The sequence below is a fragment of the Streptomyces aquilus genome (genome assembly GCF_003955715.1).
Lineage (GTDB): Bacteria > Actinomycetota > Actinomycetes > Streptomycetales > Streptomycetaceae > Streptomyces > Streptomyces aquilus.
Genome location: NZ_CP034463.1, coordinates 9,442,459 through 9,460,791 on the forward strand (window position 1 = coordinate 9,442,459; position 18,333 = coordinate 9,460,791).

Here is an 18,333-nt window from a genome sequence, read left to right on the forward strand (position 1 = left end):
CTCGGTACGGGCGTCAGGCGAAGACGACGGTGCGGGAACCGGTGAGGACGACCCGGTCCTCCGCGTGCAGCCGGACCGCGCGGGCCAGGACGAGCCGCTCGACGTCCCGGCCGATGGCGACCAGTTCCGGCGCGGTGTGGCGATGTCCCACGCGGACCACGTCCTGCTCGATGATCGGGCCCTCGTCGAGGTCGGCGGTCACGAAGTGGGCGGTGGCGCCGATGAGTTTGACGCCTCGCTCATGGGCCTGGTGGTAGGGCTTGGCGCCCTTGAAGCCCGGCAGGAAGGAGTGGTGGATGTTGATGACCCGGCCGGACAGCCTGCGGCAGAGGTCGTCGGAGAGCACCTGCATGTAGCGGGCGAGCACCACGAAGTCGACCTGGTGCTCGCCGACGAGCCGCAGCAGCTCTGCCTCCGCCTGCGGCTTGGTGTCGCGGGTGACCGGGAGGTGGACGAAGGGGATGCCGTACCGCTCCGCTATGGGCGCCAGATCGGGGTGGTTGGAGACGATCAGCGGGATGTCGACGGGCAGTTCGCCGAGTCCCCAGCGGTAGAGCAGGTCGACGAGGCAGTGATCGAACTTGGAGACCATCAGCAGCACCCGGCGACGCTGCTCCTCGGGCCGTAGGGTCAGCACCGGGTCGAACCGGGCCAACCGCAGGGCGAGTTCGTCCCGCAGCCGCTCGGTGCCGGCCTCGGGGGTCTCCAGGCAGACGCGGAGGGTGAAGACGCCGGTGCCGGGGTCGGAGAACTGGGCGCTCTCCAGGATGTTGCCCTTGGCCCCGGTGATGCCACCGGACAGGGCGTGGACGATGCCGGGCTGGTCGGGGCAGGTGACGGTCAGGATGTAGCGCTGCATGGCTGCGGTGCCTTCCGGCTCAGGCCCGTACGCGGGTGCGCTCGGGGTCGTACACGGGGGTGGGCCGCACCGTGGCGTCGGCCTGGCAGCCGTCGGCGGCGACCGCGATCAGCGCGGTCCCCGGCTTCACCGCGTCGCGGTGCACACGGGCGAGCCCCAGAGTGGCGCCGTCGAGCACGGGCGAGGCCACGGCCATCGTCACGTAGCCCACGTCCCGTCCGTCCAGCTCCAGCCGTGCGCCCTCGGCCGCCTCGGGTGCGGTGTCCACGACGACGCTGACCACCCGCCCCGGCGCGGTGCCCTTCGTGGCCAGCAGCGCGTCCCGGCCCTGGAAGGGGCCCTTGTCGAAGTCGACCGCCCAGCCCATCCGGCATTCGAACGGGGTGACGGTGCGGTCGTACTCCAGCTCACCCATGATCATCCCGGCCTCGGTGCGGCAGGTCAGGAGGGCGAGCGCGCCGGCGGCCCGCACTCCGAGGTCGGCTCCCGCGTCGAGGACCGCGTCCCACAGGTCCAGCGCCCGCTCGCGCGGCACCTGGATCTCGTAGCCGAGTTCGGCGGTGAACCCGATCCGGCTGACCTGCGCACCGATGCCCGCGACCAGGACGTCCCGGACGAACGTGTAGTAGGGGAAGGCGGAGTTGGAGACGTCGACGTGCGTGAGCCGCTGGAGCACCTCGCGGCTGCGCGGCCCTTGCAGGGTCAGTACGGCGAACTCGTCGCGGCGCTCGGTGACCGTGGTGCCGTCGGGGGCGTGTGCGGTCAGGCATGTCGAGGTGGCCGGGTTGCCGCCGGTGACGACCACATGTCCGGGCGCGAGGACGGCCACGGTCACGTCGTCGATCATGAAGCCGTCGGTGTCGACGACCACGCCGTAGGCGATACGGCCCTCGCCGAGCCCGCGGACGCTCCGCGAGAAGACGGCGTCGACGGCGGCGAGCGCGCCCTCGCCCTCGACGTGCCACTTGTAGAGCATCGAGTAGTCCAGCGCGCCGGCGGAGGTACGGATCGCCTCGTACTCCTCGGCCGGGTCCGTGAGGAACAGGGGCACGGCATGGCCGTAGACGTCGATCCACTCCTCGACGCGGTCGTCGTAGCGGGGTGAGAACGGGGTGGCGCTCAGTCCTTCGGGGACGGCCATGAGGGCTCCAGGGGAGAGGGGAAGCGCGATGCAGCGAGAATCTATCCATCTGGATAACTTGTCAATAGGATAGTTTGGAGGGCATGGGCCGCAGACGAGGAGGAGGCCGATGACCGCCGTGACGGGGGAGGACGCCCGGCCGGGCTACGGCGAGGGACGCGAGGCGCTGCTCGCCGCCGCGGTCCGGGTGGTGGCCCACGGCGGCCTGCGGAAACTGACATACCGTTCCGTCGCCGCGGAGGCCGGCGTCACGCACGGGCTCGTCGCCCACCACTTCGGCTCCCTCGACACGCTGCTGGAGCAGGCACTCCAGTGGTGCGTCGAGCGGAGCATCGAGACGTCCTCGCTCGTCCCGGCAAGCGGCAGGCTGGAGGACTTCGTCGCGACCCTCGCCGACTTCATCGCGGCCGACCCCGACCTACAGGCGTTCCAGTACGAGCTCAAACTCGAAGCGAACCGCAGACCGGAACTGCGGCACCATGTCGAGACGCTCTACGACGCCTACCGCGACGCCGTCCGCGCGGCCCTGGCCTGCTTCGAAGTGCCGCAGGAGATGGCGGAGACGGTCTTCGCGGCCCTGGACGGCCTGGTCTTCCACCAGGTCACGGCGGGCACCCCGGCCCGCACCGAGGAAGGCGTCGTGATGCTGCGGCGCCTGCTCGCGGCGTATCGCGCGCAGACGTGACGTGACCGGGATGTCTCAGGCCTTGCGACGGCGGCCGCTGCGGCGGGGCGCGGGGGCGGCGCCACCGAGGAGGGCCTGCCGGCGCTCCTCTCCACTGCTCTCCACCTGGAGCACCACCCGGCGCAGCCCGTCGGCGACGGTGCGGCACTCCTCGTCGCTGAGTTGATCCGTGACGAAGGCCTCTTCCTCGTTGAACGCCGGGAAGACGCGCTGCATGAGTTGCTGCCCCTCCTCGGTGAGACTGAGCAGCACCAGCCGTCCGTCGCTCGGATGGTCCGCGCGCCGGATCAGGCCCCGCCCTTCCAGGGTTCGGGCGACTCCCGTGAGCGTCCCCTTGGAGATCCCGGCCTCCTCGGCCACGTGCCGGGTCTCCGACTCCCCCCAGATCCAGACGACCCAGAGCACCACGAACGCGGTCCAGGTCAGGTCGACGCCGCGCAGCACCGAGTTCTCCAGGTGCTGCCGTACCGCCGAGGCGGCGCGGTAGATGTTGGCGACCACGGCCATCTGGTCATGCCGGATGGGGATACCGCCGAGCTTGGCCTCCGCCAGCTTCTCGGCCTCGGTGATGGATCGGTGGCCGGGCACGGGCACGCTCCCTTCGGACCTGCGGGTCACGGGTCCTCACGATTACCGTTCGGGTCCAAATTGTACGTACGGTACGCATCGAACACGCACCCGGCTGTGCCATTTCGGCCATGGCGCTCGGCGGCAGCCCGGTCACAAGCTGTGGGCGACGGGGTGCAGCGGTTGGTACAGCGGAAGTTCGGCGCCGCTCGGGAGCCGGACCGCCGTCAGTCTGCCCCAGCGCTGTTCGCTGACCGGACGGGTGACCTCGACGCCCTGGGCGCGGAACTCGTCGAGCTGCGCGTCGAGGTCGTCGCACATCAGGTAGAACTCGTGCCGGGGCGGGCCGTCGGTCGGGTGTACGGCGACCTCGGCCGGGGGCAGCTTGAAGACGAGCCACCCGCCGCCCGCGTCGACGCCGGGAAACCCGAGGACGTCGCGGATGAAGGCACGGTCCTTCTCGGCGTCCTGGCTGTAGACGATGACATGCGCACCGCTGATCATGGCCTGCTCCTGCCCATCGACGGGTCGGCGGTCGGATTCCGGCATCCTGGCACGCCAGGACAACGGCGGCAGCACAAGCACAGGACGTGCGTGGTGTCGTCAACTCCGCCGGCCATAGGCCTCGCCGATGCAAATCGGTCATGTCGTGGCGCGTTGATGCGCTGTGGCGCGGGAGTTGGCGGTCCCGGGCTCATGAGCCGCTAGTATCACGGCATGATTACGGCCTGGTCACTCCTGTGTGTGCCGCGTGTCCGCGTCGCCGCGGGCCCGCTGCTGCGGGTGTCGGCCCTGGCCGTGCTGCTGTTCGGCATCGTGTTCACCCATGGCCTCCACGCCGAGAGCGCCGAAGGACACCTGGTCACCGGCGTGACAGAGTCCGCGGCCGCCACGGTCGCCGCGAATGTCGGCGTGGCCGACGAGCAGTCCGTTTCCCGGTCCGCCGCGATAGGTGAGCCGCGTGAAGGTCACGGCTCCTCACATCCGAACGAGCACTGCGTATCCGGCCAGCCACAGCAGGGACCGGTACTGACACCCCCGTTCTTTGCAGTGTCGGTTGGTGAATCCACCGTTTCCGGGACGCACTTGGCGCAGCGGGCCTTCGGGGGGCCAGTGCTCGCCGTCGTGCCGTCTGCCGCTCGGGGATCGACCGTGGTGCAGCAGGTCTAGAGGCCGGAGTTTCGAGCGGCGGTCGACAGACCCGTGCGTCCGCGTCCGTCCGCGACGACCGTGGACGCGGCTTCGCCGCCGTCGGCTCCGCCCCGCCCCCACCACCACGCCTGTCACGCTCCCTTCGGTCGCCGGCTGCATCAGCCGTGACCGAAGAGGCGGCGTCCGCATGGAGGACCTGTGCCGTCACCTTTCCGTACGCCTACGCCCACGCCTGCCCTCCCGGCCGCGACCGACCCGCGTCGGCCGCACCCACTCCTCGTCCTGCTGCGTGCCGCGCTGCTGGCGGTGATCGGCCTGTGCGCCCTCGTCCACGGTGTGTCCGGCGGGGAGGAGCGGGAGGCTCCCGGCGTCACCGCCACGTCGTACCCGGCGTCGGTCGCGGGCGGCGCGGTGCCCCACGGGCCTCATCGGCACCACGGCGACGAGGAATGCGCCCTGGACGCGGCCGTCCTGGCGACCGCTCAAGCGGCCCAGCAGGCACCCGCCGAGGTGGGGACCGCCGTACTCGTCGGCGTGTCCGTCGCCCACATGGGGCCGGTCGCGGGCCCGACGCCTTATCGCCGCCGCGGAAGACGTACCGGCAGGACAGCGCTCGTTCGCACCTCGCGGTGGCGCATCTAGACCTCTCGGCCGCGGCCGACCGTTCTGTGTCGGCTGCCGCGCCACGGCTTCGCGCGCACGGACGGGTCACCCGTCCGGCGTCCGGCCCGCGGCGCGAGATGAGCACGCACGCGTATTCATCGAGCGAGAGCGAACGAGATGCAGTCACAGACGCACACCACCGTCACGCCCGACCGGTCCGCCCTGTCGGCGCTCGTGGGCGACACGCCGCTGCTGCGGGTCTCCGAGCCGCTGACTCCCGCGGACCGCGGCTTCTGGGCCAAGCTGGAGGGCTTCAATCCCGGCGGTATCAAGGACCGGCCCGGTCTGCACATGGTGGAACGGGCCCGCGCCCGCGGCGAGTTGCGGCCCGGCGCCCGGGTCATCGAGTCCACCAGCGGCACCCTCGGCCTGGGCCTCGCCCTGGCCGGCCTCGTCTACGGCCACCCGGTCACCCTGGTCACCGACCCCGGTCTGGAGCTGTCCATGACCCGGCTGCTGACCGCGTACGGCGCCGAGGTCAACGTGGTCGCGGAACCGCACCCCACCGGCGGCTGGCAGCAGGCCCGCCGCGAACGGGTCCGGTCCCTGCTGGACCGGCACCCCGGCGCATGGTGCCCGGACCAGTACAACAACCCCGACAACACCAGCGCCTACACCCCGCTCGCCCTGGAACTGGCCGCCGAACTCGGCCACATCGACGTCCTGGTGTGCAGCGTGGGCACCGGCGGACACTCCGCCGGAGTCTCCCGCGTGCTGAAGCAGCTCTACCCCGAGGTGAGGGTGATCGGGGTCGACACCATCGGTTCCACGATCTTCGGACAGCCCGCCCGGCCGCGGCTGATGCGCGGCCTCGGCTCCAGCATCTACCCCCGCAACGTCGCCTACGACGTCTTCCACGAGGTCCACTGGGTGGCACCTGCCGAGGCCGTGTGGACCTGCCGCCAACTGGCCACCTCCCACTACGCGACCGGTGGCTGGAGCGTGGGGGCGGTCGCCCTGGTCTCCGGATGGCTGGCCCGCACCCTGCCCGCGCAGACCCGGATCGCGGCGATCTTCCCCGACGGACCGCAGCGCTACCTCGGCACGGTGTTCGACGACGACTACTGCGCCGCCCACGGGCTGCTCGACTCGCCGCCCGCGCCCGAACCCGAGGTGATCGGCCGCGCGGACGAGAAGGAGGTCACCCGCTGGACCCGCTGCACCACCGTGGCCGACCCGCTCACGGCGGACCCGAGCGACCAGGCGGGGGAGGAGAGCCGGTGAAGGGCACCCTCGCACAGGTCCGGACGTACGAACGCAGCGTCCAGCTGCTGATGGTCAACCAGTTCACCATCAACCTCGGCTTCTACATGCTGATGCCCTATCTCGCCGCCCACCTGTCCGGCACCCTCGGCCTGGCAGGCTGGGTCGTCGGACTCGTTCTGGGCGTGCGCAACTTCAGCCAGCAGGGCATGTTCCTCGTCGGCGGCACCCTCGCGGACCGCCTCGGGTACAAGCCGATGATCGTGGCGGGCTGCGTGCTGCGCACCGTCGGCTTCGCGATGCTCGGCCTGGTCGACTCACTGACCGCGCTGATCGTCGCCTCCGCGGCCACCGGGCTCGCCGGGGCCCTGTTCAACCCGGCGGTCCGGGCGTACCTGGCCGCCGACGCGGGGGAGCGCAGGGTCGAGGCGTTCGCCCTGTTCAACGTCTTCTACCAGGCCGGAATCCTGTTGGGCCCGCTGGCCGGGATGGTCCTGACCGGAGTGGACTTCCGGGTCACCTGCCTGGTCGCCGCCGGGATCTTCGCGCTGCTGAGCGTCGTACAGCTCCGTGCGCTGCCCGCCCGCCGCGCCGAGGACACCACGGGCCGGCAGGGCGGGAGCGGCGACGGCGTGCTGACCCAGTGGCGCGGCATCCTGGCCAACCGGCCGTTCCTGCTCTTCTCGGTCGCCATGATCGGCTCCTACGTGCTGTCCTTCCAGGTCTATCTCGCGCTGCCGCTGGAGGTGCGCCGACTCGGTGGCGAGGGGGAGTTCGGGACGGCGGCGGTGGCGCTGCTCTTCGCGGCCTCCGGACTCGGCACGATCCTCGGGCAGACACGGGTGACCGCCTGGTGCAAGACCCGGTACGAACCGGGGCAGGCCCTCACCCGGGGGCTGGCCGTGATGGGCGTCGCGTTCGTACCGCTGCTGGCGGCCACCGCCGTTCCCGTGCCGGCGTCCGGCATCGGGCTGTGGCTGCTGGCAGCCCTGCCGCCGACCCTCACCGCGCTGCTGCTGGCCGCCGGCACGATGATCGCGTACCCCTTCGAGATGGACACCATCGTCCGGCTCTCCGGTGACCGCCTCGTGGCCACGCACTACGGCCTGTACAACACGATCTGCGGCATCGGCATCACCCTGGGCAACCTACTCACCGGCGCCGCGCTCGATGCCGCCCGCGAGGCGGGCATGCCCGCGCTGCCGTGGCTCTCGCTGACGGCGCTCGGCCTCGCCTGCGCGGCCGCCCTGTACGGACTGCACCGCACCGGACGTCTGGCCGCCCCGGCTCCTCGACTCCGGCCTGCCGTGGCCTGACCCACGGTCCGGGAAGGGAGGCAGGGGCGGACGCGGTGCGTGCCCGCCCCTGCCTCGACCGTGCCGTCCGCGGTCCGCGGTCCGCGGGATCAGTGTTCGTGCGCGGTCATGTGTCCGTCGGACGATCCGTGCTGTTCCGGCGCCCCGCCCATCATCCGCAGCATCGCAGGACCGCCCGTGCGCCAGAACCGTACGAGCAGGGTGGCGGCCAGCAGCAGGAACACGATGTTGAGCCAGGTCGTGTAGTTCCAGGTGATCCCTTCCTCGGGGATCGTGGCGTCGGCCTGGTCGGGGATCAGCCCCAGGCCGCCGAAGGCGAACTCGACTGCGTACCCGGCGACGGCGATCGCGGCGAAGAACGTGACCAGCAGGAAGGCGGCCGTCCGGGCGCCGTAGTACTTCCGGTAGATGTTCAGGATGGGCAGGATCAGCAGGTCGGCGAAGATGAAGGCGATCACCCCGCCGAAACTGATGCCGCCCTTCCACAGCACCACGGCCAGCGGCACGTTGCCGATCGAGCAGACGAACGTCGCGATCGCCACCAGCGGCCCCACGAGCGGGCCGACCAGCTTGGCGGCGAGGGGATGGTCCGCCAGGAAGAAGGTGTGCCAGAAGCTGTCCGGCACCCACGCCGCGATCGCCCCCGCGATCAGCAGCCCGGCCGCCAGGTCCCGCAGGATCGCCGACCACTCCATGACGAAGATGTGAGACACGGACGTGAAGCCGTCCCGCGAGAACAGCCGGCGCGTGAAACCGCCCTCGCCCCGCACGGACATGTCCATCGCCGCGTGGCCCTCCATGGAGCCGGCCACGCCGCGCTCGGCCTGCTCACGGGCCTGGCGCAGCAGCCGCTCGCGCAGGAAGAGCCGGAACAGGACGGCGAGCACGACGATCATGATGGGGCCGCCGGCGAACTCGGCCGCCGTGAATTGCCAGCCCATCAACAGCGCCATGATGATGCCCAGTTCGATGACCAGATTGGTCGAGGCGATCTCGAAGGCCATGGCGGCGGTGAAGTCCGCGCCCTTGCGGAACAGGGAGCGGGCCAGGGCCACGGCCGCGTAGGAGCAGGAGGACGAGGCCGCCCCGAGTCCCGCGGACAGGGCGAGCGTCCGGGGCCGGTCGTCGCCGAGCAACCGTACGACCGTGGCGCGGCGGACCACCGCCTGCACGACGGCGGACAGGGTGAAGCCGAGGATCAACGCCCAGGTGACTTCCCAGGTCATCGACCCGGCGATGGACAGGGCGTGCCAGATCGCATCCATGGACCCACCGCTCTCGGAGGAGTTGCCGCCATCGGCGAGTATCCCCCCAGGGGGTACCCCATGCGGGGATCCGAGCCCCGCGTTCAGGCGTGCTCACGCTCGGCGCGTCGCCGGACCAGCTCCTCGACCGCGCTCGGCAGCGTCGTCTCGAAGTCGATCAGCTTCGCCCAGGTCGGGGTCACCACGATGCGGACCATGCCGTCGTAGAGCGAGCGGACCTCGGCCTCCCATGCGACGCGCTGCTCGGGTGTCATCGCGTACGAGCCGTTGATCTGGAGGTACTCGTCCGGGATGCCGTCGACGACGTCCAGTTCGGCGCGACCGCGGATGAGAAGGATCTTGGGTGGGTGCACCTCGGTGTCGATCGTCAGGGCGACCATCGGGTTCTCGCGCAGGGCGGGCAGCTTCGGGGCGTTCTTCGTGGTGCACATGACGATCTCGGAACCGTTCCACGTGAAGGCGATCGGGATGTTCCTGGGCGTGCCGTCCTTGGCCACGTACGCCAGCCGGACCACGTCGCGCGCCAACAGCTCTCGGCTGATCGGCAGCTGCACAATCTCGGCGATCTCGTTCGCTCGCATGACTGTCCTCCCGGGGTGTTGTCGTCTTCCCCCCAGGGACGGAGCCGTCGGGGAGTTCTCGACATCGGGCGGCCCCGCATCGCCTGTGCCGCCCTGGGCTTCAGTCGGCCAGCGTGGAGGCCAGGGCCTTGGTCGCGTCCACGAGTTCGACGTCCCGCTCGGCCAGGAGGCCAGGGATGGCGCCGCGCCCGCCGCGTACGGCACGGCGGGCGGCCGATTCCCACTCGACGTGATGGCCGTGGCGGCGCAGCTTCGGGTAGGCGGCGGCCGTGGTCTCCCATTGCCGGGCGTCGGCGATGTTCCGCAGCAGGCGCAGGATCTGTGCGCGGCACGTCGTCTGCGGACGGCGTACCAGGTCCCACAGGAACGGGACCGTGACGGCGGTGGCCTGTCCCACGACGAAGCCGTACCGGCAGATGCGATGCCGCAGTCGCTCCAGTGCGTCCTGCGCGGCGGCCTCTTCGCCCGAGGCGATGGCGGCGAGCAGGTAGGGGATCGCGGCGGCGGACCCCGTCGAGTCCTCGATGTCGCTCCAGGCCACGAGACCGACGTCGCGGAGTGTGGTGGTCTGTTGCGGGAACCGCACTGCTTCCTCACCGCTGACGTGCTCGGTGAGTGGTGGCATGTCAGGCGCCCCCTGTGGCCAGCATGGCCCAGACGGTCTTGCGTGACGGGGTGTGGCGGGTCCAGCCCCAGTGCTGGGACAGGGCTTCCACGATCAACAGGCCACGGCCGTGTTCACTGAACGCGTCCGGCGCGTGCCCCGCCCGCGGCAGTCCGGCGCCCTGGTCGGTCACGGCACACACCAGGTGGGCCGCGCGACGCGTGAGCCGCAGCCATACGTCGCAGTCGGCGTCGCCGGGCGTGTCGCTCTTGCGGCCGTGCAGCACGGCGTTGGCGGCGAGTTCGGAGACGACGGTCAGCGCGTCGTCCCGGCACTCGTCCAACTCCCATTCGCCCAGCACGCGATCGGTGAACTCGCGGGCCAGCGCGCATCCCTCGTTGCTGCCGGGAAGGCGCAGGGTGGCGGTGTGGCGCGTGGGGCGCGATGCGGGGGAGGGGGGTGCGGCCTGGTGTGCCGGGGCCCCGATCGGGCCAGACCAGAGTGCTGGGCGCGCGGGCTGCGACACGGCATCTCCTGAGGTGGCGTCAGGGCGTCAGGACCAGGCGCCAGTACGGGTGTTGGCGACGGGGTTATTATCCACCTCGAAAGCCAGTCCGTGCAATTTCACGAGAAATTGCGCGTCTGGATCGAGCCAGTCGTGCGCGAGGAGACTGCCGTGCCGTCAGTGCCTAACGGGGTGCAAGCGAGTTCACTGGGCGTCCGCTGGACCAAGAGCCGGCACAGCAACGCCGAGGGCAACTGCGTCGAGGTGGCGCCGTTGGCCGAGGGAGGCGTGGCGATACGCAACTCCCGGGACCCGCACGGTCCCGCGCTGGTGTACACGTCCGCCGAGGTCGCGGCCTTCCTGGCCGGTGTGAAGGACGGCGAGTTCGACGACCTGGTGTGAAGGGCGATCGGCGCGGCCCGCACCGGGCTCAGGCCCGGAACATGCGCACGGGGCCCAACCAGTGCGATAATGCGGGCTGTTGCCCTCCGCCCACGGGGAGTCAGGATGCCCTCGGATTCACCGCGCGTCTCCCGGCTCGAGCCGTACCTGCATCGCGCCGAGCCCGCGCCGACCCTGCTGAAGATGCTGGTCGGCGTGCAGCTGGCGGGCCTGCGCGAGGACGCGGGCATGGCGCAGGAACAGGCGGCGCGGGCCGTGGGGTTCAGCCCGACGAAGCTGTCCCGCATCGAGGCGGGCAAGGGCCGCCGGCCGCCCACGGAGGCCGACGTCGGCGCGCTGCTGGACCTGTACAAGACCGACGAGTACGAGGCGTCCGTCCTGCTGCAACTGCTGCGGCGAGCCGGTGAGCCCGGATGGTGGCAGCGCTTCGACAAACGGTTGATGCCGGAGTGGTTCGACCGGCTCGTCGGCTTGCAGGAAGCGGCCGATTCCATCCGTACGTTCGAGATCCAGTACGTCCCCGGACTGCTCCAGACACCCGCGTACACACGCGCTGTCGTGCAGCGCGGCCTGCCCTCGGCCCCGGACCGCGAGGTGAACCGCCGGGTCGAGCTGCGCACGAAGCGTGCGGAGCTGCTCGGGCGGCCGGACGCACCGCAGTTGTGGGCCGTCGTCGACGAGTCGGTGCTGCTGCGGGTCATGGGCAGCCGCGACATCATGCGCGAACAACTCGAACATCTCGTCACGATGGCCGAGCAGTCGCACGTCGTCATCCAGGTCGTCCCCCTGGACGTGACCAACGCCTCCGCACCGGCCATCCCGGTCACCTACCTGCGCTTCGGCGGTCTCGACCTTCCCGACATCGTCTACCTGGAGCACCTCAAGAGCGCCACGTTCCTGGAGGACCGCGACGAGACCGAGCAGTACCGCGTGGCGCTGGACCAACTGGCCGACGACGCGCTCAGCCCGCGCGACTCCCTCGGCCTGCTGCGCGACACCGTCAAGCAGCGGTACGGGGGCGGCTGAGCCGGTGCCGCACCCTCACCGGATGCGGCCGGCTCCACCGAACTCGATCCACTCCTGGGTGAGTTGACGCGGCGCCACTTCGTTGTCAGGTCGCCAGGTGGACACCTCGACCAGGCCGGGTTCGAGGATCTCCAGCCCCTCGAACCACCGCGCGACGTCCTTCTCCTCACGCACCCGGCCCCAGTGCCCCTGCGTGGCCTTGTCCATGAAGTCGGTGACGAACTCCCGCACCTTCGGGTCGTCGCTGACCAGTTGGCACATCACCAGGCAACTGCCGGGCGCGAGCCGCTCGGTCACCCGCTTCACCACGGCGAGAGGGCCGTCCGTGTCGCTGTCCGGGATGCAGTGGAACACCGAGTTGAACAGCACGCCCACCGGCTGCGAGAAGTCGATGAGCCGCTGAGTGTCGGGGTGCGAGAAGATCACGTCGGTGTCGCGCATGTCGGCCTGGATCACGGCCGTACGGTCGTTCTGGTCCAGCAGGGCGCGGCCGTGCACCAGCACCATCGGGTCGTTGTCCACGTAGACCACGCGCGAGGTCGGGTCGATGCGCTGCGCCACCTGGTGCACGTTGTTCTGCGTGGGCAGACCGGACCCGTGGTCCAGGAACTGCCGGATGCCGTACTCCTGAGCCAGCACCGCGACCACCCGTTGCAGGAAACTCCGGTTGTTCAGCGCCAGCGCCCGGGTGCTGGGCACCACCTTGTCCAGTTCCTCGCAGGCGGCACGGTCGACCGCGTAGTTGTCCTTGCCGCCCAGATAGTGGTCGTACATGCGCGCGGCCGTCGGAACCGTGGCGTCGATCTTGGTGGACAACCGCTTCCCGGACTCCATCGTCTCCCCCGTCACGTACCGCACCGAGCCGACCGGTGCGTGAGGCGATCCATCCTAGAGACAAGGCACTTGGCCCAGCCACCGGATGCGCGAAGTCCCCATGGCCGTCAGGTCCGGTGCCGCCGCGCGCGGCGCAGGAAGGGGCGCTCGACGAGGTAGTACGACAGCAGGGCCATCGCCATGGTCAGCACCACCGTGCCCGTCAGCAGGCCGACCTCGACGTCGAGGGAGGCCAGCAGCCGCACGACGGGGTAGTGCCACAGATAGATGCCGTAACTGAGGTTCCGGCCGGTCCAGGCGAGCGGCGCGCACCCCAGCAGACGGGACAGCAGCCCGTCGGGCCGCAGTTCCAGCCCCGCCACCAGGGTGGCCGACAGCGCGGCCACGGCGAGGATCCCGCCCGTGTACCAAAGGACGGTCCAGAGGCCGGCGCTCCCGGTCACCGGCACCTTCCAGGCCACGAGCGCGAGCACCGCGAGAGCGGGGAGGGCGAGCCGCCCGGCCCAGACGCGCAGCGGGCCCAGCCGCGGGTCGTCCTGGCGCAACCGTGCCAGGACCACGGCGACCAGGGCGCCGGCCAGCAGCTCGTCGGCGCGGGTGTCGGTGCCGTTGTAGATGCGGTGGACGGCGTCCGGATGCCACAGGACGCAGCGCCACAGGAAGGGCAGCACGCACAGGGCGGCGGTGCACAGCAGGACCGTGCGCGCCCGCAGGCGGCGCAGCAGACCCAGCAGCAGGAGCGGCCACAGCAGATAGAACTGCTCCTCCACGCCCAGCGACCAGGTGTGGGCGAGAGGGCCGCCCATGTACGCCTCCGGGTCCGCGGCCCTGAAGACGTTCGTCAGGAAGGTCACCGCGAGGCCCACCGCCTGCCAGGAGCCGTCGAAGCCCCACAGCGAGGTCGTCGTCGCCAGCACCAGACAGGCCGCGCAGACCGCCAGCAGCGCCGGGACCAGGCGCAGCCAGCGGCGCCGGTAGAAGGGGAGCAGGGCGAGGGTGCCGGTGCGGGAGTACTCGGCGAGCAGCTGGCGGGTGATGACGAAGCCGCTGATGGTGAAGAAGACGTCGACGGCGATCGAGCCGCCCGGGACCAGTGTGCGGTCGACGTGGTAGACGAGGACCAGGGCGACCGCGAGGGTGCGCAGGCCGTCCAGCGCGTCGACCCGGCTGTCGTGCAGGGTCGCGGAAGGGAACCCCCGGCGTGCACCTGGTGCCGCCGGGGCCGTGTGTCTCCGACCCGTGACCGCCGCACTTCTCTCGGTCGCTGCTTCGGCTGTCGAGTCCGGTGTACTGGCCATGAACGAGATCGCTTCTCACCTGCCGACTGTTTCCGGTTAACCCGGTTCACCTGTCCGCAAAGCACGATCACATTCCTGTCTGTCACCCCGCTGTACGCATCCAGTGGTGTCAGTCCCCTCCCGTATCGTTCCGGGCACCACTCATCTACCGGGAAGATTCAGAGAGTTGACTGAGCTGTCCGCTTTTCCGCTGCCCTTCCAAGCCTCCCGTTCCACAGGGTTCGCGACCCCTCGCACACTGCGGGAGCTGGCGATGATGGAGTGCAGCGCGCAGATCCGGGCGAAGCCGCGGTGGTTCGACAAGATGAACGACGCCGGCATCGTCGCCAGGTGGACGCGGGAGGCGATCGCCCAGGGCCTCACCGCAGCACAGGTCGCCTACGTGCTGGCCGAGCTGCGGCACTACGCCGCGCTGCGCGACGCGCGCACCGGCATAGAGGTGTCCGCCGTCGACGGGGTGTGGCAGTCGGACACCCTCGTCGACGACGAGCTCGGAGCGCGGCTGCGTGAGGCGGTGCGGCCCCTGGAAGAGGTCCCCGAAGCGGAGCTGGACTGGCATCCCGGATCCGACGGCCTCGTCCTGGACATCGTCCACCCCTCGCTGTTCTGCCTGGTGAGAGGCGTGAGCGGTGAACCCGAGCGGGCCTGGCACAATCCGACGGACCGCTACTCGAAGTACGAGTTCTCGGAGAAGTTCCAGTGGCTTCCGACGGACGTGGACGTCAGCGAGGACGGCGCCGTCGCCTTCCGGTCCTACGTCAACAACGTCCACCCCGAGACGCATCGCGAACTGCTCGCCGTGCTGCCGGACTTGTTCGCGCGCTTCCGCCCGCTCTGGGAGAACGTGCTGACCGACCTGCGCCATCCGCGACCGCTGCGGATCGAGGCCGATCCGTACGGCTGGTACGACTCGAAGCCGGAGTACCCGGACAGGTCCTCCTACAGTGACGCCGAGGCGTACGCCGAAGCCCGCGAGGCATGGGCGGAAGCCCACGACACCTGGTGGGAGAACCGCCGTCCGGTCGTCCCGGACGCCCCCGCCTTCACCCCGCCCCCCATGCCCGACGCGTCGGGCCGCGTCGACCTGCGCGGCCGCTCCCTCCAGGTCATCGTCAAGGTCGCCGCCATTCACCTCACCCCGGACCAGCCCGAGTACCCCGGCGGCTCCTGGCATGTCGAGGGGATGCTGAACGAGCGGATCGTCTCGACCGGCATCTACTACTGGGACAGCGAGAACATCACCGACAGCCATCTGAGCTTCCGGGCGGCACTCGACGACCCCCACTACGAGCAGAGCGACGACGACGGTATGCGAGAGGTCTACGGGCTGGAGGACGAAGACGCCCTGAACCAGCTGCTGGGCTCGGCGTCGACGCCCGCGGGGCGCTGCCTGGCCTTCCCGAACGTCCTGCAGCACCGCGTCGGTTCCTTCCGGCTCACGGACCCGACCCGCCCCGGACATCGCAAGATCCTCGCGTTCTTCCTGGTGGACCCGTCGCACAAGATCGTCTCGACCTCCGACGTGCCCCCGCAGCAGCCGTGGTCCGACTCCTCGACCATGACGCTGGAGCAGGCCAAGGAGTACCGCGAGCAGCTCATGCAGGAACGCAAGTTCTTCGTCGACGAGCACAACGAGCAGCTCTACGAACGGGAGTTCTCCCTCTGCGAGCACTGAGACGTCCGGGCGGCCCCTGCACGCGCAGGGGCCGCCCGGACGCGTCGTGGGCGGTGGGTCGTGCTCAGCGCCAGCCCAGCGCCGGAGCGACCTCGGTCAGGATGCTCTCGATCACATGGGCGTTGTAGGCGACGCCCAGCTGGTTCGGCACGGTGAGGAGCAGCGTGTCGGCGGCGGCGACCGCCTCGTCCTGGGCGAGCTGCTTGACCAGGACGTCGGGTTCGGCGGCGTAGGAACGGCCGAAGATCGCGCGGGTGTCGGCGTCGAGGTAGCCGATCTGGTCCTTGGAGTTGCCCTCACGGCCGAAGTAGGCGCGGTCGCGGTCGTCGACCAGCGCGAAGATGCTGCGGCTGACCGACACCCGCGGCTCGCGGGTGTGCCCCGCCTCCCGCCAGGCCTCGCGATAGACCTCGATCTGCTTGCGCTGCTGGACGTGCAGCGGTTCGCCGCTCTCGTCGTACTTGAGGGTCGAGCTCTGCAGGTTCATCCCGAGGCCGGCCGCCCATGCCGCGGTGGCGTTCGAGCCGGACCCCCACCAGATCCGGTCCCGGAGGCCCTCGGAGTGCGGTTCGATGCGCAGCAGCCCCGGCGGGTTGGAGAACATCGGGTTGGGGTCGGGCTCCGCGAATCCCTCGCCCCGCAGCACGTCGAGGAGCCGCTCGGTGTGAGCGCGTGCCATGTCGGCGTCGGTGGCGCCCTCGGACGGCAGGTGCCCGAAGTGCCGCCAGCCGTCGATCACCTGCTCCGGGGATCCCCGGCTGATGCCGAGCTGCAACCGGCCGCCGGAGATCAGGTCGGCGGCGCCCGCGTCCTCGGCCATGTACAGCGGGTTCTCGTAGCGCATGTCGATCACGCCGGTGCCGATCTCGATGCGGCTGGTACGCGCGCCGATGGCGGCGAGCAGCGGGAACGGCGAGGCGTACTGCCGCGCGAAGTGATGGACACGGAAGTACGCGCCGTCGGCGCCCAGCTCCTCCGCGGCCACCGCGAGGTCGATCGCCTGGAGCAGGGCGTCGGAGGCGGAGCGCGTCTGAGAGTGCGGCGATGGTGTCCAGTGCCCGAAGGACAGGAACCCGATCTTTTTCATACCACTTTCAACAATCAAGGTCGGCGTTCATTCCCCGGCGCCGTCGACCGCTCACGTCCCCATGCGGCCAGCGGCTGGAGCGCGTCGTTGAGGCGGGTGCCCTCCTCGGTCAGCGAGTACTCGACCCGCGGCGGCACCTCGTCGTAGGCGACGCGGCGTACGACACCGTCCGCCTCCATCTCGCGCAGGTGAGAGGCCAGCACCTTCTCGGTGATCCCGGGGACCAGTCGGCGCAGTTCACCGAAGCGTCGGCGGGGGTGCTCGTGCAGCGCCCAGAGGATCAGGACCTTCCACTTGCCGCCGATCACCTCCATCGCGGTGTCGATCCCGCAGACGTGCCCCTGTGATGTGCACGGCCGGTTCAGCGTCGTCATGCCCCCACCCTCCTGAGGTGCTCACTCACCCCGGGGTAACCACCCACTGCGAAGTGCGTACTTGATCACCTCCGGGCCTGCGACCAGCCTAATCCGCATGACACAGAACACCGCTGAGAAGACCCCCGTCACCCTGCTGGGCCTCGGCGCGATGGGCACCGCCCTCGCCCGCGCCTGGCTGGCCGCCGGCCACCCGCTCACCGTCTGGAACCGGACCCCGGCCCGCGCCGCGGTGCTCGCCGCCGAGGGCGCGCACGTCACAGCCAGTGCGGCTGAGGCGGTCGCGGCGAACCCCCTCATCGTCGTATGTCTGCTGGACGACGACTCGGTCGGCGAGGCGCTGACCGGCATCGACCTGACCGGCAGGGACCTGGTCAACCTGACCACCAGCACCCCGGCCCAGGCCCGCGCCCGCGCCGAGTGGGCCCGCGCGCGGGGCGCCCGCTACCTGGACGGCGGAATCATGGCGGTCCCCCCGATGATCGGCGCCCCGGAAGCCGGCGGCTACGTCTTCTACAGCGGTTCGCGGGAGGTGTTCGAGCGCCACCAGAAGACCTTGGGCGTCCCGGCCGGCACCACCTACGTCGGCCAGGACGCGGGCTTCGCCGCCCTGCACGACGTGGCCCTGCTCAGCGCGATGTACGGCATGTTCGCCGGGGCCGCGCACGCCTTCGCGCTGATCCGCAAGGAGGACATCGACCCCGCCTCGCTCGCCCCCCTGCTCGCGGACTGGCTGGTCGCGATGGCCCCGGCGGTTCATCAGACCGCCGACCGGTTGCGCAGCGGCGACTACACCCAGGGCGTCGTGTCCAACCTGGCCATGCAGGTGGCCGGCACGCCGACCTTCCTGAGCACCGCCGAACAGCAGGGCGTCAGTCCGGAACTGCTCAGCCCCTACTTCGCGTTGATGCGCCGGCGTCTCGCCGAAGGCAGCGGGGAGGAGGACCTGACCGGCGTGATCGACCTGCTGGTGCGCTAGGAGTGACGCCGGCGTCGGCCATCTGCGGGATGAGCGGCTCCGCGGTCTGAGGTGGTCCTGGCCCAACCATGCCTCTTGGGGGGTGCCCGGTCGGGGCATGCTGAGGGGGCGATCACG

The 18,333-nt window shown here is 70.5% G+C and carries 21 protein-coding genes; 9 read left to right on the top strand and 12 right to left on the bottom strand.

The genetic code is table 11. The features are described from left to right. Positions 1–13 precede the first annotated feature (13 nt). Together purU and EJC51_RS43255 are read right to left on the bottom strand one after the other, a co-directional pair. Positions 14–859, bottom strand: a complete 846-nt coding sequence (gene purU, locus EJC51_RS43250) for a formyltetrahydrofolate deformylase (RefSeq protein ID WP_126276119.1) — start codon at positions 857–859, stop codon at positions 14–16. A gap of 19 nt (positions 860–878) precedes the next feature. After that, the gene (locus EJC51_RS43255) at positions 879–2,000 is read right to left on the bottom strand and encodes an aminomethyl transferase family protein (RefSeq protein ID WP_126276120.1); all 1,122 of its coding nucleotides are present in this window, start codon (positions 1,998–2,000) and stop codon (positions 879–881) included. Positions 2,001–2,109: 109 nt separating this feature from the next. Between EJC51_RS43255 and EJC51_RS43260 the strand changes: the two genes are divergently transcribed. After that, complete coding sequence (locus EJC51_RS43260) at positions 2,110–2,685, top strand: TetR/AcrR family transcriptional regulator (RefSeq protein ID WP_126276121.1); 576 nt, start codon at positions 2,110–2,112, stop codon at positions 2,683–2,685. Between the two features lie 15 nt (positions 2,686–2,700). Here EJC51_RS43260 and EJC51_RS43265 read toward each other — a convergent pair whose 3' ends face one another. Both EJC51_RS43265 and EJC51_RS43270 read right to left on the bottom strand, forming a co-directional pair. Then, positions 2,701–3,273, bottom strand: a complete 573-nt coding sequence (locus EJC51_RS43265; protein WP_126276122.1) for a MarR family winged helix-turn-helix transcriptional regulator — start codon at positions 3,271–3,273, stop codon at positions 2,701–2,703. Positions 3,274–3,405: 132 nt separating this feature from the next. Beyond that, positions 3,406–3,756, bottom strand: coding sequence for a VOC family protein (locus EJC51_RS43270; RefSeq protein WP_126276123.1), 351 nt, complete (start codon positions 3,754–3,756; stop codon positions 3,406–3,408). A 213-nt stretch (positions 3,757–3,969) separates the two neighbouring features. Here EJC51_RS43270 and EJC51_RS43275 point away from each other — a divergent pair, with 213 nt between their 5' ends. The 4 genes from EJC51_RS43275 to EJC51_RS43290 all read left to right on the top strand — a co-directional run bounded on the left by EJC51_RS43275 (position 3,970) and on the right by EJC51_RS43290 (position 7,586). Continuing rightward, on the top strand, positions 3,970–4,422 hold the full coding sequence (locus EJC51_RS43275; RefSeq protein ID WP_126276124.1) for a hypothetical protein: 453 nt from the start codon (positions 3,970–3,972) through the stop codon (positions 4,420–4,422). A gap of 180 nt (positions 4,423–4,602) precedes the next feature. Then, positions 4,603–5,046, top strand: coding sequence for a hypothetical protein (locus tag EJC51_RS43280; protein WP_244363130.1), 444 nt, complete (start codon positions 4,603–4,605; stop codon positions 5,044–5,046). Between the two features lie 138 nt (positions 5,047–5,184). Then, complete coding sequence (locus EJC51_RS43285) at positions 5,185–6,291, top strand: PLP-dependent cysteine synthase family protein (RefSeq protein ID WP_126276125.1); 1,107 nt, start codon at positions 5,185–5,187, stop codon at positions 6,289–6,291. Then, a complete protein-coding gene (locus tag EJC51_RS43290) occupies positions 6,288–7,586 on the top strand; it encodes an MFS transporter (RefSeq protein WP_126276126.1) in 1,299 nt (432 codons plus the stop codon). Before EJC51_RS43285 ends, EJC51_RS43290 begins: the two co-directional genes overlap by 4 nt. Positions 7,587–7,675: 89 nt before the next feature. On the opposite strand, the gene EJC51_RS43295 is transcribed toward EJC51_RS43290, so the two are convergent. The 4 genes from EJC51_RS43295 to EJC51_RS43310 form a co-directional block, all read right to left on the bottom strand. Beyond that, the gene (locus EJC51_RS43295; protein ID WP_126276127.1) at positions 7,676–8,851 is read right to left on the bottom strand and encodes a permease; all 1,176 of its coding nucleotides are present in this window, start codon (positions 8,849–8,851) and stop codon (positions 7,676–7,678) included. Between the two features lie 83 nt (positions 8,852–8,934). Next, positions 8,935–9,432, bottom strand: a complete 498-nt coding sequence (locus tag EJC51_RS43300) for a pyridoxamine 5'-phosphate oxidase family protein (RefSeq protein ID WP_126276128.1) — start codon at positions 9,430–9,432, stop codon at positions 8,935–8,937. Positions 9,433–9,532: 100 nt separating this feature from the next. Next, a complete protein-coding gene (locus tag EJC51_RS43305; RefSeq protein ID WP_244363133.1) occupies positions 9,533–10,057 on the bottom strand; it encodes a hypothetical protein in 525 nt (174 codons plus the stop codon). A gap of 1 nt (position 10,058) precedes the next feature. Further along, the gene (locus EJC51_RS43310; protein ID WP_244363135.1) at positions 10,059–10,562 is read right to left on the bottom strand and encodes an ATP-binding protein; all 504 of its coding nucleotides are present in this window, start codon (positions 10,560–10,562) and stop codon (positions 10,059–10,061) included. Between the two features lie 150 nt (positions 10,563–10,712). Between EJC51_RS43310 and EJC51_RS43315 the strand changes: the two genes are divergently transcribed. Together EJC51_RS43315 and EJC51_RS43320 are read left to right on the top strand one after the other, a co-directional pair. Further along, entirely contained in the window at positions 10,713–10,943 is a 231-nt protein-coding gene (locus EJC51_RS43315; RefSeq protein WP_059190914.1) for a DUF397 domain-containing protein, read from the top strand. Between the two features lie 105 nt (positions 10,944–11,048). Further along, positions 11,049–11,969, top strand: a complete 921-nt coding sequence (locus EJC51_RS43320) for a helix-turn-helix domain-containing protein (protein ID WP_126276129.1) — start codon at positions 11,049–11,051, stop codon at positions 11,967–11,969. Between the two features lie 15 nt (positions 11,970–11,984). On the opposite strand, the gene EJC51_RS43325 is transcribed toward EJC51_RS43320, so the two are convergent. Both EJC51_RS43325 and EJC51_RS43330 read right to left on the bottom strand, forming a co-directional pair. Continuing rightward, positions 11,985–12,803 (bottom strand): SAM-dependent methyltransferase, encoded by an 819-nt coding sequence (locus EJC51_RS43325; protein WP_126276130.1) that lies wholly within the window; start codon positions 12,801–12,803, stop codon positions 11,985–11,987. A 107-nt stretch (positions 12,804–12,910) separates the two neighbouring features. Further along, positions 12,911–14,101 (bottom strand): acyltransferase family protein, encoded by a 1,191-nt coding sequence (locus EJC51_RS43330; RefSeq protein WP_126276131.1) that lies wholly within the window; start codon positions 14,099–14,101, stop codon positions 12,911–12,913. A gap of 124 nt (positions 14,102–14,225) precedes the next feature. Here EJC51_RS43330 and EJC51_RS43335 point away from each other — a divergent pair, with 124 nt between their 5' ends. Next, positions 14,226–15,776 carry a DUF4246 domain-containing protein gene (locus tag EJC51_RS43335; protein WP_483025187.1) on the top strand — a complete coding sequence of 517 codons (1,551 nt, stop codon included), beginning with the start codon at positions 14,226–14,228 and terminating at the stop codon, positions 15,774–15,776. Between the two features lie 64 nt (positions 15,777–15,840). Here the strand turns inward: EJC51_RS43335 and EJC51_RS43340 are convergent, their stop codons facing one another. Beyond that, positions 15,841–16,863 (bottom strand): LLM class flavin-dependent oxidoreductase, encoded by a 1,023-nt coding sequence (locus tag EJC51_RS43340; protein WP_126276133.1) that lies wholly within the window; start codon positions 16,861–16,863, stop codon positions 15,841–15,843. A gap of 14 nt (positions 16,864–16,877) precedes the next feature. Continuing rightward, positions 16,878–17,237 carry a winged helix-turn-helix transcriptional regulator gene (locus tag EJC51_RS43345; protein WP_126276134.1) on the bottom strand — a complete coding sequence of 120 codons (360 nt, stop codon included), beginning with the start codon at positions 17,235–17,237 and terminating at the stop codon, positions 16,878–16,880. A 97-nt stretch (positions 17,238–17,334) separates the two neighbouring features. Here EJC51_RS43345 and EJC51_RS43350 point away from each other — a divergent pair, with 97 nt between their 5' ends. Then, positions 17,335–18,216, top strand: coding sequence for an NAD(P)-dependent oxidoreductase (locus EJC51_RS43350; RefSeq protein ID WP_126276135.1), 882 nt, complete (start codon positions 17,335–17,337; stop codon positions 18,214–18,216). The last annotated feature ends 117 nt before the right edge of the window (positions 18,217–18,333 follow it).